This is a genomic window from Pseudomonas sp. PSB18 (assembly GCF_014596565.1).
GTDB lineage: Bacteria > Pseudomonadota > Gammaproteobacteria > Pseudomonadales > Pseudomonadaceae > Aquipseudomonas.
Window position 1 is genome coordinate 138,523 of the sequence record NZ_NOIN01000001.1, and the last position, 16,679, is coordinate 155,201.

Sequence of the window (16,679 nt, forward strand, 5' to 3'; positions counted from 1 at the left end):
GTGCGACGGCGAAACATGACAGAACGAGGAACCCGAGTTTGGCGATAGCGAGGCTCGGGAGGTGTTGGCGGTGTCAAAATTTATTTTGCTCGGTGTGCTTTTGTGGCGAGAGAACTGTGCCTGCCACAAATAATGGGTCAACCAGAAGGCGGTCGGGTTATTGAACCAACTGATTGATCTCGATGATCGGCAGCAGCACCGCCATGACGATCACCAGCACCACACCGCCCATGACCACGATCATCAGCGGCTCCAGCAGCGCGGTCATGCCCATGGCCCGGCGTTCGATGTCGCGGGACAGGGTCTGCGCGGCACGTTCGAGCATCGGTGGCAGGCAGCCGGTTTTCTCACCGCTGGCGATCAGGTGGATCAGCACCGGCGGAAAGACTTTTTCCACCCGCAGCGCTGCCGCCAGGTTGACGCCTTCGCGGACCTTGGCGGTGGCCTCGCTGACGCTCAGGCTCAGGCGGTCGTTGGACAAAGTCTGGCGTGCAGCCTCAAGCGCCCGTAGCAAGGGCACCCCGGCGCCGCCGAGAATCGCCAGGGTCGAGGCGAAACGCGCGGTGTTGAGGCCCAGCACGAAACGTCCGAGCAGCGGCAGGCGCAGCACCCGTGCGTGCCAGCTCAACCGCGCCTGGGGGTTGCGCAGGTACATCCGCCAACTCCAGAAGCCACCGGCCAAGATACAAAAGCATAGCCAGCCCCAGGCACGGATGAAGTCACTGGCGGTGAGCATCGCCAAGGTCAATCCAGGCAAATCCTGGCGCGCCTGGGAGAACGCACTGACCACCTGCGGCACCACGTAACTGAGCAGGAAAATCACAATGGCGACCGACACCAGCCCCACCACGCCGGGGTAGATGAACGCCGTGAGAATCTTGCCCCGCAGGTTGTTGCGCTCTTCGATGTAGTCCGCCAGCCGCTCCATCACCTGGGCCAGGTCGCCGGACTCTTCACCGGCGGCAATCAGCGCCCGGTAGATTTCCGGAAAATCCCGGGGTCGTGCCGCCAAGGCTTCGGCCAGGCGCATGCCGCTGCGCACATCGGCGCGCACCGCGCTGAGGGTCTGGGCAATGTGTTTTTTTTCCGCCTGTTCCACTGTGGCGCTCAACGCGGCTTCCAGCGGCAGACTGGCACCTAGCAGACTCGCCAGTTGCCGGGTGGCCCAGGCCAGGTCGTTATCCGACAGTTTGGCGCTGAACAAGCCGCCGCCATTGGCTTGGGCGCTGTTGCGTTCCAACTGCACCTGCAGCGCCGTCAGCCCGCGACTGCGCAGCAGGTTGAAAGCGGCGCCCTGACTGTCGGCTTCCAGGTGGCCGATCTCGATCTTGCCAGTGGCGTCGGCGGCTTCAAAACGGTAACGATTCATCAGGCGTCCCGTGTCACGCGCAGGATTTCCTCAGGCGCCGTGGTGCCACTGCGTACCCAGCGTTCGCCATCCTCGCGCATGCTGAACATACCGGCCTGGCGGGCGGCGGCGCGCAACGCCTGCTCCCCCGCCCCTTGGTGGATCAGTGTGCGAATGTCGTCGTCGATACAGAACAATTCATGGATGCCGGTGCGCCCGCTGTAGCCGGTCTGGTTACAGCCCGGGCAACCCACCGGGCGCCAGGTGCCGGGCGTGGCCGGATCAGGCTGTTTGCACTGCGGGCAGAGCCTGCGCACCAAGCGCTGGGCCAGCACACCGAGCATCGACGAGGCCAGCAGGAACGGCTCGACGCCCATGTCGATCAGGCGGTTGATGGCCGACACCGCGTCGTTGGTGTGTAACGTCGCCAACACCAGGTGACCGGTGAGGGAAGCCTGCACGGCGATTTGAGCCGTCTCCAGGTCACGGATTTCGCCGATCATGATGATGTCCGGGTCTTGGCGCAGGATCGCCCGCAGGGCCAGGGCGAAGGTCATGTCGATCTTGGCATTGACCTGAATCTGGCTGATGCCCGGCAGGTCGTATTCCACCGGGTCTTCCACGGTGAGGATGTTATGCACACTGGCGTCGAGTCGGGCCAGGGCGGCATAGAGGCTGGTGGTCTTGCCGCTGCCGGTGGGGCCGGTGACCAGCACAATACCGTGGGGCTGGCGGATCAGGTGATCGAGTTTGCCCAGGACGTCCGGGTCCATGCCCAGGGTTTCCAGTTGCAGGCGTCCGGCCTGTTTGTCCAGCAGCCGCATCACCACCCGTTCACCGTGGCCGGTGGGCACCGTGGAGACCCGGATGTCGATGGGCCGCCCAGCCACCCGCAAGGCAATGCGACCATCCTGGGGCAGGCGTTTTTCGGCGATGTCGAGCTGGGCCATGATCTTTATCCGTGACACCAGCGCGCCGTGCAGGGCCTTGCGTGGCGAGACCACGTCGCGCAGGGTGCCGTCGACCCGGTAGCGCACCACCGAATGGCTCTCATAGGGCTCGATGTGAATGTCGCTGGCCTCGTCCCGCGCCGCTTGGGTCAGCAAGGCGTTGATCATGCGGATCACCGGCGCGCCATCCTGGGTGTCCAGCAGGTCGGTGATCTCGGGCATGTCTTGCATCAGGCGGTCGAGATCCACCTCGTTCTCTGCCGCGCCCACCACCGCGGCGGCGCTGCCGGTGTCGGCATAGGCCATGTTGAGCAGGCCGTCGAGCTCCTCGTCACGCACCCGCTCCAGCCGCACCTCGCCGAACTGGCGACGCACTTCGCTGATGGACCAGCCCGGCGTGGATGGGCACACCATCAACACCGCCTCTTCCCCGGCCTGGCGCAACACCAGGCGCTGGGCCTTGGCCCAGGCGTATGGAAGCGTGCTCATGAAAACAACCCCCGACCACTTAGCCATGCACAAAACCTGTGGCGAGGGGATTTATCCCCGCTGGGCTGCGCAGCAGCCCCCAGCCTGACACCACGGTATGCCAGGTGGATGTTGTAAGATTTTTTGGGGCCGCTGCACAGCCCAACGGGGCGGTGCGACGTTTCGCTAAATCCCCTCGCCACAAATGCAGTGTTTCCAGGGTTGTTGTTCATCAGCGAGTGCCTCCTTCGACAGGCACCGCCTTGATCGCCGCCCTCGGGGTTTGCAGCCCGGCGGGCGCGATAGCGGGAATCGCCCGGGCCGAGGCCGGCAATTGCGGAGCCTGCACGTCCGGCAGCGCCCAACTGCGCTCCGGTTGCAGCAGGCCTTGGGCGCGGCGCATAAAGTCATAGCGATTAAGGGTAATCCCGCGTCCTGCCGCCGTGTCGCGGATGATGTAGGGCCGCAGGAACACCATCAGGTTGGTCTTGGTGACCTGACGCCGCTCGTTGCGAAACAACGCGCCGATGCCGGGGATGGTCGACAACCAAGGCACCGCGTCGTTGCTCTGGCTGTAGCCGTCCTGCAGCAAGCCGCCGAGGACCATGATCTGTCCATCGTCCAGCAGGATGCTGGTATCGATGGCCCGTTTGTTGGTGACGATCCCCGTGGTGCTGGAGGCGCGGTTGTCGACACTGCTGACCTCCTGGTAGATGTCGAGCTTGACCGTACCACCCTCGGAAATCTGCGGGCGGACGTTGAGCTTCAGCCCCACCTCCTCACGGGTCACGGTCTGGAACGGGTTGTTGCTGGTGCCACCCCCACCGGTGACGTAACTGCCACTGACAAAGGGGATGGTCTGGCCGACAAAGATGCTCGCCGCCTCGTTGTCCAGGGTGAGCAGGTTCGGCGTCGATAAGACGTTGGTGCCACCCTTGCTCTTCAAGGCCCGGGCCAGCACCTTGAGGTCGAGGATCTTGCCAATGCCGGGGACGTCCACCGTGCCGTTGACCAGGCCCAGGTTCAAGCCCTGGGGCAACACATCGATGCTGGTCTTGCCGTTGAGGTTGAGCCCGCTGCCACCGAGGTTGACCCCGCCAATCACGCCGCTGCCCCCCAGATTGCCCGTCTGCCATTGCACGCCGAACTCACTGGCATCGTCTTCGCCGACTTCGACGATCAGGCTCTCGATCACCACTTGGGCCCGGCGCTGGTCCAGCAGATCGATGACCTCGCGCAGGTTGCGGTACAAGGGGTCTGGCGCGGAAATCAGCAAGGTGTTGGTGGTGGCGTCGGCCTGGATGGTCACGCCACCGGCGCTGAAGGCCGTGTTCTGCTCGCTCTGGCTGGCGGTGGAGGTTTGCCCGCTGCTGCCCTTGGCGTAGCCGCTGCTGCTGGTCGAGGTTGCGCCGTTCGCCGTGCCGGTGCTGCTTTCGTTGCTCTGTCCGCTCTGGCCATTGGTGCTGGCGCCCATGCCACTGAGCACTGAACGCGAGTTGTCGTTGCCCTCGCCTTCGCTTTCCCCGGTGAGCAAGCCGCGCAAGGCCTGGGCCAGTTTGGCGGCCTGGGCGTTGCGCAGGTACACCACATGCAGGTTGCTCGGATTGTTCTGGGCATTGTCGAGCTTGTAGATCAGGTTTCGCGCCAGCTCGGTCCGCTCGGGGCTGCCGGCGCGAATGATGATGGCGTTGGAGCGCGGGTCGCCGATCACGTTGATTTTCTGGGTCTGGTCGCCACCCTGGGTCTCCAACAGGTCGGAGACCATCTGCGCGATGTCCACGGCGATGCCGTTCTGGACCGGCACCACGTCGGTGTCGATGGCGCTCGGCGTGTCGATGCCCTCGATGAGCTGCGCGACACGGGCCAGATTCTCGGCGTAGTCGGTGACGACAATGGTGTTGTTACCGGGGTACGCATTGATCGGATTGTTCGGCGAAACGATCGGGCGCAGCACCGGAATCAGGTTCACCGCGTTTTCGTATTGCAGGCGGAAGGTGCGGGTCAGCATGCCGTTGCCGCCCGGTTTGTCGGCGCTGTAGATCGGCCCGCCCAGCAGCTTGGCATCGGCCTCAGGCACCACCTGGGCCACCCCGCCGACGTCCACCACGCTGAACCCCTGCATGCGCAAGGCGGCGAGCAGCATCTGGTAGGCCTGGCGGGCCGGCACCTGGCCTTCGGAGACCAGGGTCAGATTGCCTTTGACCCGCGGATCCACCAGAAACTGTTGCCCGGTGGAACGGGACAAGGCCCGAACGACCGCCTGGATATCGGCCTCGACGAAATTCAGGGTCACCGGTTGATCGCCCAAGGGGTTGGCCGCCGGAGCGCTGCTGCGTGGCTCGCGGGCGCGGGCCGTGAGATCGACCTGGTGCCGCACCGGCGGCTTCTGCTCACGCGAAGCCTGGGCCCGCTGGCGGTCCAGCAGTACATCGCCGCTGCGCTGAGTGCTGCCCAGCGGCATGCCCAGTTCGCTGTCCACCAGCAAGGGTCGCTGCGATGCCGGCGGCGTACTGGTGCACGCGCCCAATGCAAGCAATAGCAGCGGCGCGACCTTGCGCCAATGATGCGGGTATACGGACCCCTTCATGAAGCTTCCTTAGCGCTTGACGCCTGATTCATGCGAACGGTTCCGGACAGAGTGCCGGGGGTTTGGGCGGAATTTGCCGGGGCCGTACGGTGCAAGCGGGCCTCGGTCACTTCCAGGGAAAACTGCCGTGGATTGCCCAGCAACCAGTCGATCACACCATCGGCCGGCGCGTCAGTGAACGTGAGCTGCCAGGTTTCAGTGGCCTCGACCCCCGGCGGTTGTAACTGGTAGTGCTCGCCCAGGCCACTGGCCTCCAGGCTGTGGCGCAGGGCGACGTCAAGGGGCTCGCCTCGGGCAGGCCCGCCGATGTCGCGCAGCAGCACTTCGAGGGCCTCGGTCTGTGAACGCAGCTTCGGGGTTTCGGCCTGCCAGTAGGCGATGGTTTTCAGCGGCGGCTCGATCAGCGTCAGCCAGGCCAGCCCGCTGCCCAGCACCAGCGCCGCCAGGGTCACGGCACGTCGCTCCCGCGTAGCCAGGCCCTGCCAGCGCATGCGCCAACCCGCGCGAAGGTGCTGCCAACGCGCCCACAGCAGGCCTGCGGATGACTTATTCATCGTCCGATTCCGGGGTTTCGCCGGAGCTGCCCTGCCCCACGGGAGCCACCCGCAGGATCCAGCCCTGGTCAATGGTTGCGACCTCGATGCCGGCCTGGGTCAGGGGCATTTTCCAATCCTCTCCCGCGGCGGTTTTCTGCGCCTCGGCCACGACCTTCAAGCGCAACTCACCGTCCTCGAACACCAGTTCCTGCACGTTGCCGCTGATGAACGGCATGGCGCTGCCGGCCTGTTGGACCAGGCTGGCAAAGCGTTGCGCCGGGTCCGACACCGAACCGTTTTGCCGAGCGGCGACTTGCTGGCGCGCCTGCTGCAGAGGGTTGAGAATCAGTGGCAATTGAGGAAACGCTTGCTTGACCCGCTGGCTCATCTGCGCCTTGAGTCGTTGGCCCTGAGCGGTTTCACGGCTGGCATAGAGATTCAGACCGATCACCCACACCGCCAACGCCAGTGCGCAGATTCCCGCGGCCCGTCCCCACCCGCCACGTTCGCCCCGACCCTGCGTCAGCCCGGCATGCAGTCCCCAGCCCGGTGCAGTACCGGTCCACCGTTGGGTAGCGGGCAAGGTGTCGATCGACCCTTGCGGCGGCGACTCGCCCACCCAATGCAGGCCGGGGCCTACTTCCAGCAACCACTCATCCAGCGCTTCCTCCATCAACGGCTGGACCACGGCGTGCTGCAATCCGTGGCGCACCAACAGGTGCCCGTCCTCAATGCAAGCCACTGGCCCGGACAGCACCGGCAAAGCGTAGGCGGCCGGATAAAGGCCGCGCAGTTTCAGGCCCGCCTGGAGCAAGATCCGGCCCAGCGCGCCCAGCGACTCACGGTCGAGCCAGGCGACCTGCACCTGCCCGTCGGCACCTCGTGGGCCGTGGGCCACCTGCATCTGGTCATCGGCACCCAGCATCAACGCCTGGGCCGCGCAGGTCACGGCGGCAGTAATCTTCGCCGCGGACAACGGGGGTAATTCCAGGCTCGTCAGCAAGCTGTCACGCGGATGCAGGAAACACTCGACCGCCAGGTGCTTCGTGCCCTGGCCAAGGGCCCTGAGAGTGCTGCGTCCGGCGTCGCGAACCTGACCCTGGCGATCCAGCCTGGCAAACGGCACCGGGCTGTCGAGGCCCAGGCCATCCAGCGGCGCCAGGGCGATGCGCAAACGACTCATACCCCCACCCGCGACCAGATCACCTGTGGCAATTGGTCCTGACTGCGTTGCAGCAAGGCATCCAGCTCGACCCTCCGTTGACCGCTGCGTGCCTGGCCCCGCAGGCGGAACCAGTCGCTGGTGATGCCGACTTTGACGGCACTCGTTTCCAATTCCGGCATGCGCAGGCGATTGACGAAATCCCCACGATTGATGAACCAGTGGCCGCCGTCGCGTTCATTGACCAGCGCCTGGGCCCGTTGCAGCGACAATCCCGGCACATAGGCGGCCAGCACTGGAGCGCTGGCGGTGTTGCCGTTGAGCCAGGTATTGGCCGGCAGGATCGTGACAAAAGGGGCCAGCGTCTCCAGCAATGCCGGGGTAACGCCCTCGATGTCGCTCAGGTCTTGCAGCGTGCGGAGCATTGGCCGGGTCGGCGCCAGGACGCCGGGCGCGTCCGGGGCGGTGCTGCGACCACTGTCGAACGTATTGTTCGCGGGCGTCTTGTCGGCGTGCTCCGGATTCAACAGGCGCGGATAACCGGCAATCACCCGCTCGACGATCCGCGTCCGCACCGTAACGGCGACGCCAAGCTGCTCGCACAGCCGCTCGAAGGCCCGCAGTTGTTCCTGATCCACCTGCTCATTGGCCACGAGATTACGCAGGTTGAACTTGCCCTGTTCATCCTCCAGTTGCCCTTCGAACGGCGTGTCGACCAGGCCGGAGCCCGGCATCACGATAGGCTTCGCCCAGGCCTGGCCGAAGCGCGTCAAGGGGTCTCGCTGGCGGGCATCCCAAAGCAACTGGCGGCTCACTTGCAGACCACCCTGCAACCGCGCCGTGCCCTGGATGCGCAGTTGCTCGGCTTCCAGGCTGCGGGTGAACAGGGTCTGGCGACTGAGCATGCCACCGGCGATCACCGCCACCACGGCGGCGATCAGCAAGGCACTGATGACCGCCATGCCGCGCTGCTTCGCCGCTGTGGGCGAATCCGTTCGCATCACGACCCTTATAGCTGCCAGGAGCCGATATCGGCATTCACGCCGTCGCCATCGGGTTGACCGTCGGCCCCCAGGGAAAAGACGTCGACTTCGCCGTTCGCGCCAGGGTTGAGGTAGTTGTAGGGGCGGCCCCATGGGTCGTTGGGCAAGCGTTCCAGGTAGGAACGCCAGGTGCTGTTCTTGGCATCGGCCGGCCGCTCCACCAACACCTTGAGCCCCTGGTTCATGCTGGGGTAGCTGCCGTGGTCCAGGCGATACAGCTTCAAGGCCTGCATCAGTCCGCCAATGTCCTGTTTCGCCGCCGTGGCGCGGGCCTGGTCGGGCCGGTCGAGGACCTTGGGCACCACCATCGCCGCGAGGATGCCAAGGATGACCACCACGACCATGATTTCGATCAGGGTGAACCCCCGCTGCCCGCGTGGACCTGGGGTGTTGTAATAGGCGATCTGCATCTCGACGGTCCTTCGCTGGATTCGATTCGAGGCGCAGTGTTGCAAGAAAATATGTCAGTGATATTGAAATTGCTCAGGAGCTTGCGTCGTCATTTTGTCAAAAGCGTCGAGTACGCTTGGGGGCTGCCCTCGCCCATCGAGCCCTACCGATGCCACGCCCTGCCTCGCAAGCCGGCTTCACCCTGATCGAAGTGCTGGTGGCCCTGGCGATCATAGCCGTGGCCATGTCCGCCGCGGTGCGTGTGGCCGCGGTCATGACCCAGAGCAACGGCTTGCTGCGGGACAAATCCATCGCCCTGCTGGCGGCTCGCAGCCAACTGGCGCAACTGCGCCTGGAAGGACGCTCGGTGCCGGGTACGAAGGTCTTCGATTGTGACCAGGGACGGTTGCTGCTGCGCTGCGAGCAGAACCTGCGCCCGGCGGAAAACGGGCGGATGCTGCGGGTCGAGTTGAGCGTATCCGACCGCAGCCATGAAGCGCCGCCGCTGGCTCGGCTGGAGACCCTGCTCAGTCGGGAGGTCAGTCAATGAAACGCGGTGATCTCAGGGACGGGTCAGCGAAGGCAACACCACCGAATCCGGCAACCGCGCAAGCGTCAGCCGGGTTTGCTCGCCACCGCGCTCGATCACCACGGATTGCGCCTCGATCGACACCAGCCTCACCCCTTGGGCGACCCGTTCGCCGGCCAGGAAGCTGCGTGGCGGTCCGTCGTTGAGGCTCATGATCGCCACAGCGCCGCGAGCACTGGCCAGCACCCCACTGACCTTGATTTCCACCGCCGCCGGCTGGCTGGAGAACCACTGCAACGCCGGGCTATCGGAGCGCTCGGCCATGCGTTGCGGGGCCACGTCCGGGGTGCGTGACTCGGCGGAGGTCAGCAGCAGCGAAGACCAGGTCGCGACCCCGGCCAGCGCCGCCAACAATCCCAGCGCCTGTACGATTTGCGCCGCGGACACCCGCTCGATGAACACCATGGCTTGATCTCCTTTTCGATCCAGTGCCCAGCGTACACGTCAATTCTCTCCGTTTTATTTCACATCCCTATCATCTTCACCCGGCAGGATGAGGACCGATGCCAAGGAGCGCGCCCCCTATGTGCGACAAGCAACGCGGTTTCACCCTGATCGAATTGATGGTGGTGCTGGTGATCATCGGCATCGCCAGCGCCGCCGTGAGCCTGAGCATCAAGCCGGACCCGACGAAGCTGCTGCGCCAGGATGCCCAACGGCTGGCGCAACTGCTGCAACTGGCCCAGACGGAAGCTCGCAGCGACGGGCGGCCGATCACCTGGCGCGGGGACGCCAAGGGGTTCGGTTTCAGCCGGCGTCTGGACCAAGGACCGGGGCTGGACCGCTTCAAGGAAGACCCGCAGTTGCATCCGCAGCGGTGGCAGAGCCCGTCCATGGAGATTCGTGTGGAACCCAGGCAACGTGTCGTACTCAACGCCGAATGGATCGGCGCCCCTGTAGTGATCCGCCTGTCGGACGGCCAGAACAGCCTCAGCGTGCAACGCAGCGCTGCCGGCCAGGTGCAAGTGCAATGAGCGGCCGGGAGACGGGCTTCACCTTGCTTGAAGTCATGGTGGCGATCCTGCTGATGGCGGTGGTCAGCCTGATCGCCTGGCGCGGTCTGGACAGCGTGACCCGGGCCGACAGCCACTTGCAGGCCAGCACCGAGCAGACCGAAGCGTTGCTGCGGGTGTTGAACCAACTGGAGCGCGACGTCGCCCTGCGCGCCAGCGTCGAGTTGAGCGAACCGGGGAAGCCTGGCGCCGACGACGAACCCTCGACGGCCCCACCCGCCGTCACTGTGCGCAGCACCGACGGCCAGGGGTTTCGCCTGGACGTGATCCGCGAGGCCGCCGATCTGGAGGGCGGGCTGCAACGGGTGCGCTGGTGGCTCAAGGGCGACACGCTTTACCGCGCCCAGGGCCAGTCCCGCAGCCGCTACCCGTTGCCGGCACCGGGCGCAGGGCTTGCAGTGCTCACTGACGTCAGCGATGCGGGGCTGCGGTTCTGGGACAAGGAAAGAGGCTGGCGCAAGCTCAGCGGCAACCGGCAGGAGAACCCGGCGGGCATCGAGATCAGCCTGACCCGGCAGACGCCTCAGGGAGTTGAACACTATCGCCAGGTGCTGGGGCCTTTGGAGTAAATCCCGTCCCCTTGTAATGCGGCCTCGCTCGCGATGAGACCAGCCCAGGCCCCGCCGACCTTAACTCAGCACCACCACCCCACCCGGTAACTCGGTGCACTTGGCACCGTAGGCATCACGAATCAGCAGCGCCACGCCCGCCAACTGATCGAGGCGGAAGCGAGCCTGGACCTTGCGCAGGCCCAATTCGCGATTGAGCAGCAACAACATGCCGGGACGATAGCGGTTGATCTCATCGATAACGCTCGCCAGGGTCGCATCGTTGAACACCAGCACTTGTTCACGCCAGGCAATGGCAGACGACACATCGGCGGTTTGTGGGCTGCCGACATGACGGGGGTCGTAAGTCAATTGCATGCCTGGCTCGAGGCGAAACTGTTGGCCTTGCACCTGGATCTGCACCACGCCCTCCAGGCAGGTCGTGCAGACGCTCTGGTCGACGTAGCGAATATTGAACCGGGCGCCGGCGGCGCTGATCCTACCGGCGCCGGCCTGGACACTGACCGTCGCCGTGCCGCCGCCCGACACTTCAACCTCGCCGGCGAGCAATTCCAGCCCTTGCTTGCCCTCAGCCAACGGACGGCGACTGAGACGAGTCTGGGTATTGAGCTCAAGGCTCACGCCGGCTCCCAGTTCGACCCGACGCTGCTCACCCACTTCGGTGACGTAATCCGCACCCAGCCCGGAAACGCCACCCGGCACCGTGGCGCGGATCAGCAGGAACCCCGCCGACGCGGCGATCGCACCACCCAGCAAGGCGCGCCGGCCGAAATGCCGAGGCCCCTGCACTGCCTCGACGGCCGGTTGCAAGCCGTGCCACAGCGCCTTGGCCTGTTCGAATGCCCGCGCATGCTCGGGGCTTTGCCCGCACCATTGACGCAAGGCGCGGGCGTCGGCGACGGTGGCGCGCCCCGAGGTCAGCAGGATCAGCCAATCCCGGGCCTCGCTGGCCAATCGGGTCTCTGGCGTATCGTCAGGGGAAGCGATGCTGAAGATGTTCAAGCGCACACACACTCACCAAAGGGTCGGGTCTCTACTCTCAAGACGGTTTTCCCGCGCCGGGACCGAACCGCTGAATGACTTTTCTTTCCAGCCGCAGGGCGCAATGCCCCAGCGCAGCCTTGATTTCCTTCTCCACCATGCGCGTGGAAATGCCAAAGCGCTGGGAGATTTCCAGGTGCGGGGCTTCTTCCAGGCGCGCGGCGATGAAGATCCGCCGGCGCCGCGCCGGCAGCTCATACAAGGCCTTGAGCAGTGTCTGCAGCTCTTTCTGCCCACCCACCACCCGGGCGGGGTCCAACGCGTCGTCCGAGATCTGCAGCAGCTCCTCGATCTCACTGCCGGTGAGCAGGCGAGCATCGGATTGCCGGCGGTCGGCAGCGATATTCAGGGCCATGCGGTATAGATAGGCGTTGGGCTGGGCGATGTCCGGCGTGTCGACCATTCGATCGACCCTCAGGTAGGTTTCATGTAACACATCGTTGGCCAGCTCTTCGGAGCCCAAGCGCCTGCGCAAGCGCACCTTGAAATCTTCATAGGAGGTGAGGAACAGCTTGACCATCGGGCTACGGCCAGCGTCTTTCATCGCCCGAACACCTCTTCCCCTGCTGTGCATTCCATGCTTTTTCCTGATGAGTCGGGTAACAAAAGCAGGGTCACCGGCTGGCGCAGCGAACTGGGCGCCGGGCGGTCGATCCTGAGGTTTTGCAAACTGTTGACCAGGGCCTTGTCACGCAATACATCGCCCGTGGAACTGACCAACCGGCTGTGTTGCACCACGCCGTCACGACCGATCCACACTTGCAGCACCGCGCGAAAACTGCCCGGCCTGGTCAATGGCGAATGACACAGGTTGCGCTGGATAACCGCCTGGATCGACGCTGCATAGTTGCTGTCGCTCAAGCCAGGGGTAGTGCCAGGCGGCAGCGGCACCTCACGGACCCGCGCCGGTTGCAAGGTGAATGCATCGGCACGGGCGTAATGTGCCACCAGCCCGGTGCCGCTGAGCAGCACATTCAACCCTTGGGCGGGGGTGAACGTCCCCTGGACCCCCAACGTACGCCGCTTGCTCGACAATGCGTGATCCACCAGCACCGCCATGCCCGTCGCCCGGCTGAATTGCTCCAGTGCCGGAGCCAGTTCCTGCGGAGCGATGTCCAGGTCCACCCAGCCTGCCGCCTGGACCGGCCAGGCAAGTAGACACCACGCGACCATCAGCCACCCTAAGGGCGCCTTGGCCGATCCACGCCTGCGTCCGCCCCCGGTTAAGCCCTGCTGCACGACTGACGTATCCGTTGAAAAACGTCATCCTGATGGGTGTTTATGAATGTCGTATGACAACCGATACAAATCTCATCGCCCGCACTAGACTGATGCCGTGGCAACGAACCGCCGCCGTGACGCGCCAGGAGGTGAACGATGAAACCGTGGATGAGCATGACAGCCGGTATCGGGTTGCTGATGACATTACCCGGGGCTCAGGGCGAAGAAGCCCCGGCCTGTATCGAAGTGATCGTCGGCGGCTACAAGACCCCGGACTACCATTGCCTGAGCCGACAGATGGGTAACGATCCCCAGGCCGGGGCTGCTGCGCAGCACCTGCAGGAGGGGTTGAATGTACCGATCGATAAACGCGCGCCGAACAGCATCGGCCTGGCGACCCCGGCGGCCACCGGGGTGCGCATGGGCAACACTTTCGGTACGTCGGTCAAGCCCCAGCGGCCGCCGGCGCCAGTGGTCAATTCGCCGCTACCCAAGTAAGCGTTGTTGTGAAGGCGTACGGAGCCGGTTGATAGCGGGAATGGTGCGAACAGCATCAGCAATACAAGGGGTTTCCGTGATTCCCGAGTTTGCCCTATAAATTCCTGAGCCCCCCTGGGGTTTCGATACAGGAAACCAAGCGTGACGTTTCCATGCTATCGCAACGATGAAGCCGAACCGGCCCGGAAAAATTCATGGCATCAAGCAGGTGGCTGATCCTCTCTGGCGCAGGATGGAAAATATCGAGCATCTGCAATGAGCAACCTCTGTCTTCAAGCATCTGCGCAGGGTGCGCCGGCTGCCCCCATTGAATCAGGCTGGGGGCGGCTCCCCCCAAAGGCAATCCACCGTCCGCAAGAATCGTGATATCCCAGCTCAACTCACCTCGGCTCATTGGCTGTGGCTGGCCGACGACCTCTGCGAATATCGAGCCAAGCGATATCAGGGTGTCGGTTCTAGCAACCCAATGGGCCAGCCGAGGAGACGCGTTGTCTGGCAACCCGTCGAGGGCGAACCAGCGAGGCCTGCCTACAGGCGGTGCCGCCGGGTCAATAGCGATCACTTCCAGATAGAAACTCGTCCCCAGGCGCAGCAGTTTGTTGTGGGTTCCCATAAGCGAATGGCAGCCGCCCTGTTGAAGCGCCACACCCAATCGTTGACTCACGAAGCGGTCACCCGCGTCCAACGTAGGCGCCACGACGACTAAATGGTCCAGTGAAGTCTGCATGACGGTTCCTAAATCGCTGCCCTTCATTCACGGCACTCATGAGGGGCTTTTTTCTGAATTCTGGAGCGGGGAACGAGACTCGCATTTTTCGTCCGATGGCTCGCGGATGGAAGCCACGCGGCTTCTGGTTGGGTCCCGCTCCCATAGTGCGCTGAAGCGTCTCGATCAGCCAGTGATTCACCAAAGACTCAAAACACATATGTTTATACGCTGAGTGCTGCCAACAGCTCGCCTACCTGCCCGTGACTGATCCTGCTATTCGCACTCAATGACTCAACGCCTGGCTGAAGGACGCATCGATAATCCCGGCAGTGGCCAGCGGAGCCGGCAGTGCCTTGACGCTGAACAGGAAGTCCGCAGTATTTTGCAGATCGGCGGCGGCCTGCTGGTCCACCGGGCCGACGCTCATGTGGGCCTGACGTAACCAATGACGCGAGACGTTCTGGTCGAGATTGGCTTTTTTCGCCCATAGGTCGGCGTATTGGTCGGTATGGGTGTCAACCCAGGCGCGGGCTTGTTTCACGCGAGCGAGGAAGTCGGCGATCGCTTCACGCTTGCTGTCGATGGCCGGCGTCGAGGCGGCGATGGCGCTAAGGCCGGGCATCAGGTTCTTCGCCGTCAGGATCGGCCGTGCGCCGGAAAACAGAATCTGTTGCGAGATGTAGGGTTCCCACACCGGGAAGGCATCGATGCTGCCTTGGGGCAAGGCGGCTGCCGCGTCGATGGGCATCAGCTTGATCAGTTGGACATGATTCTCGGGCAAGCCGGCCTGTTCCAAGGCACGCAGCGTCAGTTGCTGGCTCCAGGCACCGGGCCAATAGGCAATCTTCTTGCCCTTGAGGTCGGCGATGGTCTTGACCGGCGAATCCTTGGGTACGAGTAGCGCGATGGTGTCCGGGTTTTGCCGGGAGACACCGATCAACTTGACCGGCACCTGCTTGGCGGCCAGGAACAGGAAGCCCGAATCACCGAGAAATCCCAAGTCCAGGTCACCGGTGCCCAGGGCTTCCGCCAAGGGCGCGGCGGCCTGGAAGTGTTTCCAGTCAACGCGATAAGGCGCACCTTCAAGCACACCGGAGGCTTCCACCGAAGCCCGTACGTTGTAGTAGTTCTGGTCACCGACATGCAGCACAAGCGACTCGGCGGCCTGGGCCAGGGGGGCGGCGAATAATGTACTGATCAGCAGACGGCGCAACGTTCGAGAGAATGTCATGAGAGGCTCCTAATTGAATTTGATAGAACATAGCGCTCTCACAAATACGATTTGAAATTCTATTTGCGCATAAGCTCATCGTTACCCGTCACCACTGCTCATGGCGCAACAGTGCAGCAACAGACTGTTGGCCCTGCAACATCTTCCGAAGCTCCTCACTCCGTGGAGTGTCCGGAAAACAGTCCTTTCCCAGCTATGGCACGGAGCCTGCAATCTTCCATTCAAGCGGGATTTGCTTCTGCCTCCCGATCTTTTGGAAATAAAAAATAGCCCTCTCGCCGCCTTGTCTGGAGCTGTTCCATGAAACCCGCCTTCCGCTTCCCCCTGGCCCGTGCCAGATTCCTGATCAGTGCCTGCATCCTGGTACTGGGCTTGCCGTCCATGACTCAGGCCGCAGAAAGCCCGCCGGCCGAGGTGCATCTGGATTACGCCTATTACTCGCCGGTCAGTCTGGTGCTCAAGCACTTTGGTTATTTGGAAAAGGCCCTGCCCCAGACCAAGGTGAATTGGGTCCTGAGCCAGGGCAGTAACCGTTCCCTGGAATACCTCAACAGCGGCGGCGTCGATTTCGCCTCCTCCGCCAGCCTGGCGGCGGTGCTGAGCCGAGCCAACGGCAGCCCGATCAAGTCGGTGTATGTCTACAGCCGCGCCGAATGGACCGCCCTGGTGGTGCGCAAGGACTCGCCGTACCAGACGGTCGCCGACCTGAAGGGCAAGAAGATCGCCGCCACCAAAGGTACCGATCCCTATCTGTTTACCCTGCGCAGCCTGCAACAGGCTGGACTGAACAAAGACGACGTGGAGCTGGTGCACCTGCAACATCCAGACGGTCGCATCGCCCTGGAAAAAGGTGACGTCGACGCCTGGGCAGGCCTCGACCCGCACATGGCCGCCAGCGAAGTCCAGGCCGGATCGCGCCTGTTGTATCGCAACCCCGCTTTCAACAGCTACGGCGTGGTCAGCGTCACGGAGCGATATGCCCAGGAGCACCCGCAGACCATCAAGACTGTGCTTGCCGCCTACGAACAAGCGCGTGAGTGGGCGGTAGGTCATCCGCAGGAGCTGGCCAAGTTGCTGGCCGACGAATCCGGGCTGCCATTGGAAGTGGCCAGATTGCAGTTGTCGCGCACTGACCTGGGTAACCCACAACTGAGCGCCAAGGATGTGCTGGCCTCCAAGGCGGCCGCGCCGATCCTGGTCTCCGAGGAATTGGTCCGTCGCGGGGTGAATGTGGACCAGGTGATCGAACAACTGCTCGACACCGGTCGCCAGCAGGCCGTGGCCCGTCAATAACCCAGGCGATAACCGATCCGCGCCTGGCGCG

18 protein-coding genes are annotated in these 16,679 nt (G+C 63.8%); 5 read left to right on the forward strand and 13 right to left on the reverse strand.

Annotated features, from left to right (window positions below; translation table 11 throughout):
* Positions 1-157: 157 nt before the first annotated feature.
* The 7 genes from gspF to gspG form a co-directional block, all read right to left on the reverse strand.
* Positions 158-1,369 carry a type II secretion system inner membrane protein GspF gene (gene gspF, locus CGA22_RS00470; protein ID WP_188258455.1) on the reverse strand — a complete coding sequence of 404 codons (1,212 nt, stop codon included), beginning with the start codon at positions 1,367-1,369 and terminating at the stop codon, positions 158-160.
* Positions 1,369-2,787: a type II secretion system ATPase GspE gene (gspE, locus tag CGA22_RS00475; protein WP_041021036.1), complete on the reverse strand. Its 1,419-nt coding sequence runs from the start codon at positions 2,785-2,787 to the stop codon at positions 1,369-1,371. The genes gspF and gspE overlap by 1 nt, the downstream gene beginning before the upstream one ends.
* Before the next feature lie 211 nt (positions 2,788-2,998).
* Complete coding sequence (gene gspD, locus CGA22_RS00480) at positions 2,999-5,353, reverse strand: type II secretion system secretin GspD (protein WP_041021035.1); 2,355 nt, start codon at positions 5,351-5,353, stop codon at positions 2,999-3,001.
* Positions 5,350-5,907 (reverse strand): type II secretion system protein GspM, encoded by a 558-nt coding sequence (gene gspM / locus CGA22_RS00485; RefSeq protein ID WP_041021034.1) that lies wholly within the window; start codon positions 5,905-5,907, stop codon positions 5,350-5,352. The genes gspD and gspM overlap by 4 nt, the downstream gene beginning before the upstream one ends.
* Positions 5,900-7,072, reverse strand: coding sequence for a type II secretion system protein GspL (gene gspL, locus CGA22_RS00490; protein WP_041021033.1), 1,173 nt, complete (start codon positions 7,070-7,072; stop codon positions 5,900-5,902). The genes gspM and gspL overlap by 8 nt, the downstream gene beginning before the upstream one ends.
* A complete protein-coding gene (gene gspK, locus CGA22_RS00495; protein ID WP_041021032.1) occupies positions 7,069-8,052 on the reverse strand; it encodes a type II secretion system minor pseudopilin GspK in 984 nt (327 codons plus the stop codon). Before gspK ends, gspL begins: the two co-directional genes overlap by 4 nt.
* Before the next feature lie 8 nt (positions 8,053-8,060).
* On the reverse strand, positions 8,061-8,504 hold the full coding sequence (gspG, locus tag CGA22_RS00500; RefSeq protein WP_041021031.1) for a type II secretion system major pseudopilin GspG: 444 nt from the start codon (positions 8,502-8,504) through the stop codon (positions 8,061-8,063).
* Between the two features lie 149 nt (positions 8,505-8,653).
* Between gspG and gspI the strand changes: the two genes are divergently transcribed.
* Positions 8,654-9,034: a type II secretion system minor pseudopilin GspI gene (gspI, locus tag CGA22_RS00505; RefSeq protein ID WP_041021030.1), complete on the forward strand. Its 381-nt coding sequence runs from the start codon at positions 8,654-8,656 to the stop codon at positions 9,032-9,034.
* A 12-nt stretch (positions 9,035-9,046) separates the two neighbouring features.
* Here the strand turns inward: gspI and CGA22_RS00510 are convergent, their stop codons facing one another.
* Positions 9,047-9,478: a type II secretion system protein N gene (locus CGA22_RS00510; protein ID WP_041021029.1), complete on the reverse strand. Its 432-nt coding sequence runs from the start codon at positions 9,476-9,478 to the stop codon at positions 9,047-9,049.
* Positions 9,479-9,597: 119 nt separating this feature from the next.
* On the opposite strand from CGA22_RS00510, the gene gspH reads away from it, so the two are divergent.
* A complete protein-coding gene (gene gspH / locus CGA22_RS00515) occupies positions 9,598-10,047 on the forward strand; it encodes a type II secretion system minor pseudopilin GspH (protein ID WP_041021028.1) in 450 nt (149 codons plus the stop codon).
* Complete coding sequence (locus tag CGA22_RS00520; protein ID WP_041021027.1) at positions 10,044-10,655, forward strand: type II secretion system protein GspJ; 612 nt, start codon at positions 10,044-10,046, stop codon at positions 10,653-10,655. Before gspH ends, CGA22_RS00520 begins: the two co-directional genes overlap by 4 nt.
* A gap of 60 nt (positions 10,656-10,715) precedes the next feature.
* Here CGA22_RS00520 and CGA22_RS00525 read toward each other — a convergent pair whose 3' ends face one another.
* From CGA22_RS00525 to CGA22_RS00535, 3 genes are read right to left on the reverse strand one after another with little or no spacing between them, the layout of a single operon-like run.
* Positions 10,716-11,657 (reverse strand): FecR family protein, encoded by a 942-nt coding sequence (locus tag CGA22_RS00525; protein ID WP_041021039.1) that lies wholly within the window; start codon positions 11,655-11,657, stop codon positions 10,716-10,718.
* Positions 11,658-11,694: 37 nt separating this feature from the next.
* Positions 11,695-12,240 carry a sigma-70 family RNA polymerase sigma factor gene (locus CGA22_RS00530; protein WP_041021026.1) on the reverse strand — a complete coding sequence of 182 codons (546 nt, stop codon included), beginning with the start codon at positions 12,238-12,240 and terminating at the stop codon, positions 11,695-11,697.
* Positions 12,237-12,869, reverse strand: a complete 633-nt coding sequence (locus CGA22_RS00535) for a secretin and TonB N-terminal domain-containing protein (protein ID WP_041021025.1) — start codon at positions 12,867-12,869, stop codon at positions 12,237-12,239. The genes CGA22_RS00530 and CGA22_RS00535 overlap by 4 nt, the downstream gene beginning before the upstream one ends.
* Positions 12,870-13,073: 204 nt before the next feature.
* Between CGA22_RS00535 and CGA22_RS00540 the strand changes: the two genes are divergently transcribed.
* Positions 13,074-13,415, forward strand: a complete 342-nt coding sequence (locus CGA22_RS00540; protein ID WP_041021024.1) for a hypothetical protein — start codon at positions 13,074-13,076, stop codon at positions 13,413-13,415.
* 94 nt (positions 13,416-13,509) lie between these two features.
* On the opposite strand, the gene CGA22_RS00545 is transcribed toward CGA22_RS00540, so the two are convergent.
* Positions 13,510-14,142: a VOC family protein gene (locus CGA22_RS00545; RefSeq protein ID WP_041021038.1), complete on the reverse strand. Its 633-nt coding sequence runs from the start codon at positions 14,140-14,142 to the stop codon at positions 13,510-13,512.
* A 265-nt stretch (positions 14,143-14,407) separates the two neighbouring features.
* Entirely contained in the window at positions 14,408-15,355 is a 948-nt protein-coding gene (locus CGA22_RS00550) for an ABC transporter substrate-binding protein (protein WP_041021023.1), read from the reverse strand.
* A gap of 300 nt (positions 15,356-15,655) precedes the next feature.
* Here CGA22_RS00550 and CGA22_RS00555 point away from each other — a divergent pair, with 300 nt between their 5' ends.
* Positions 15,656-16,648: an aliphatic sulfonate ABC transporter substrate-binding protein gene (locus CGA22_RS00555; RefSeq protein WP_041021022.1), complete on the forward strand. Its 993-nt coding sequence runs from the start codon at positions 15,656-15,658 to the stop codon at positions 16,646-16,648.
* Positions 16,649-16,679 lie beyond the last annotated feature (31 nt).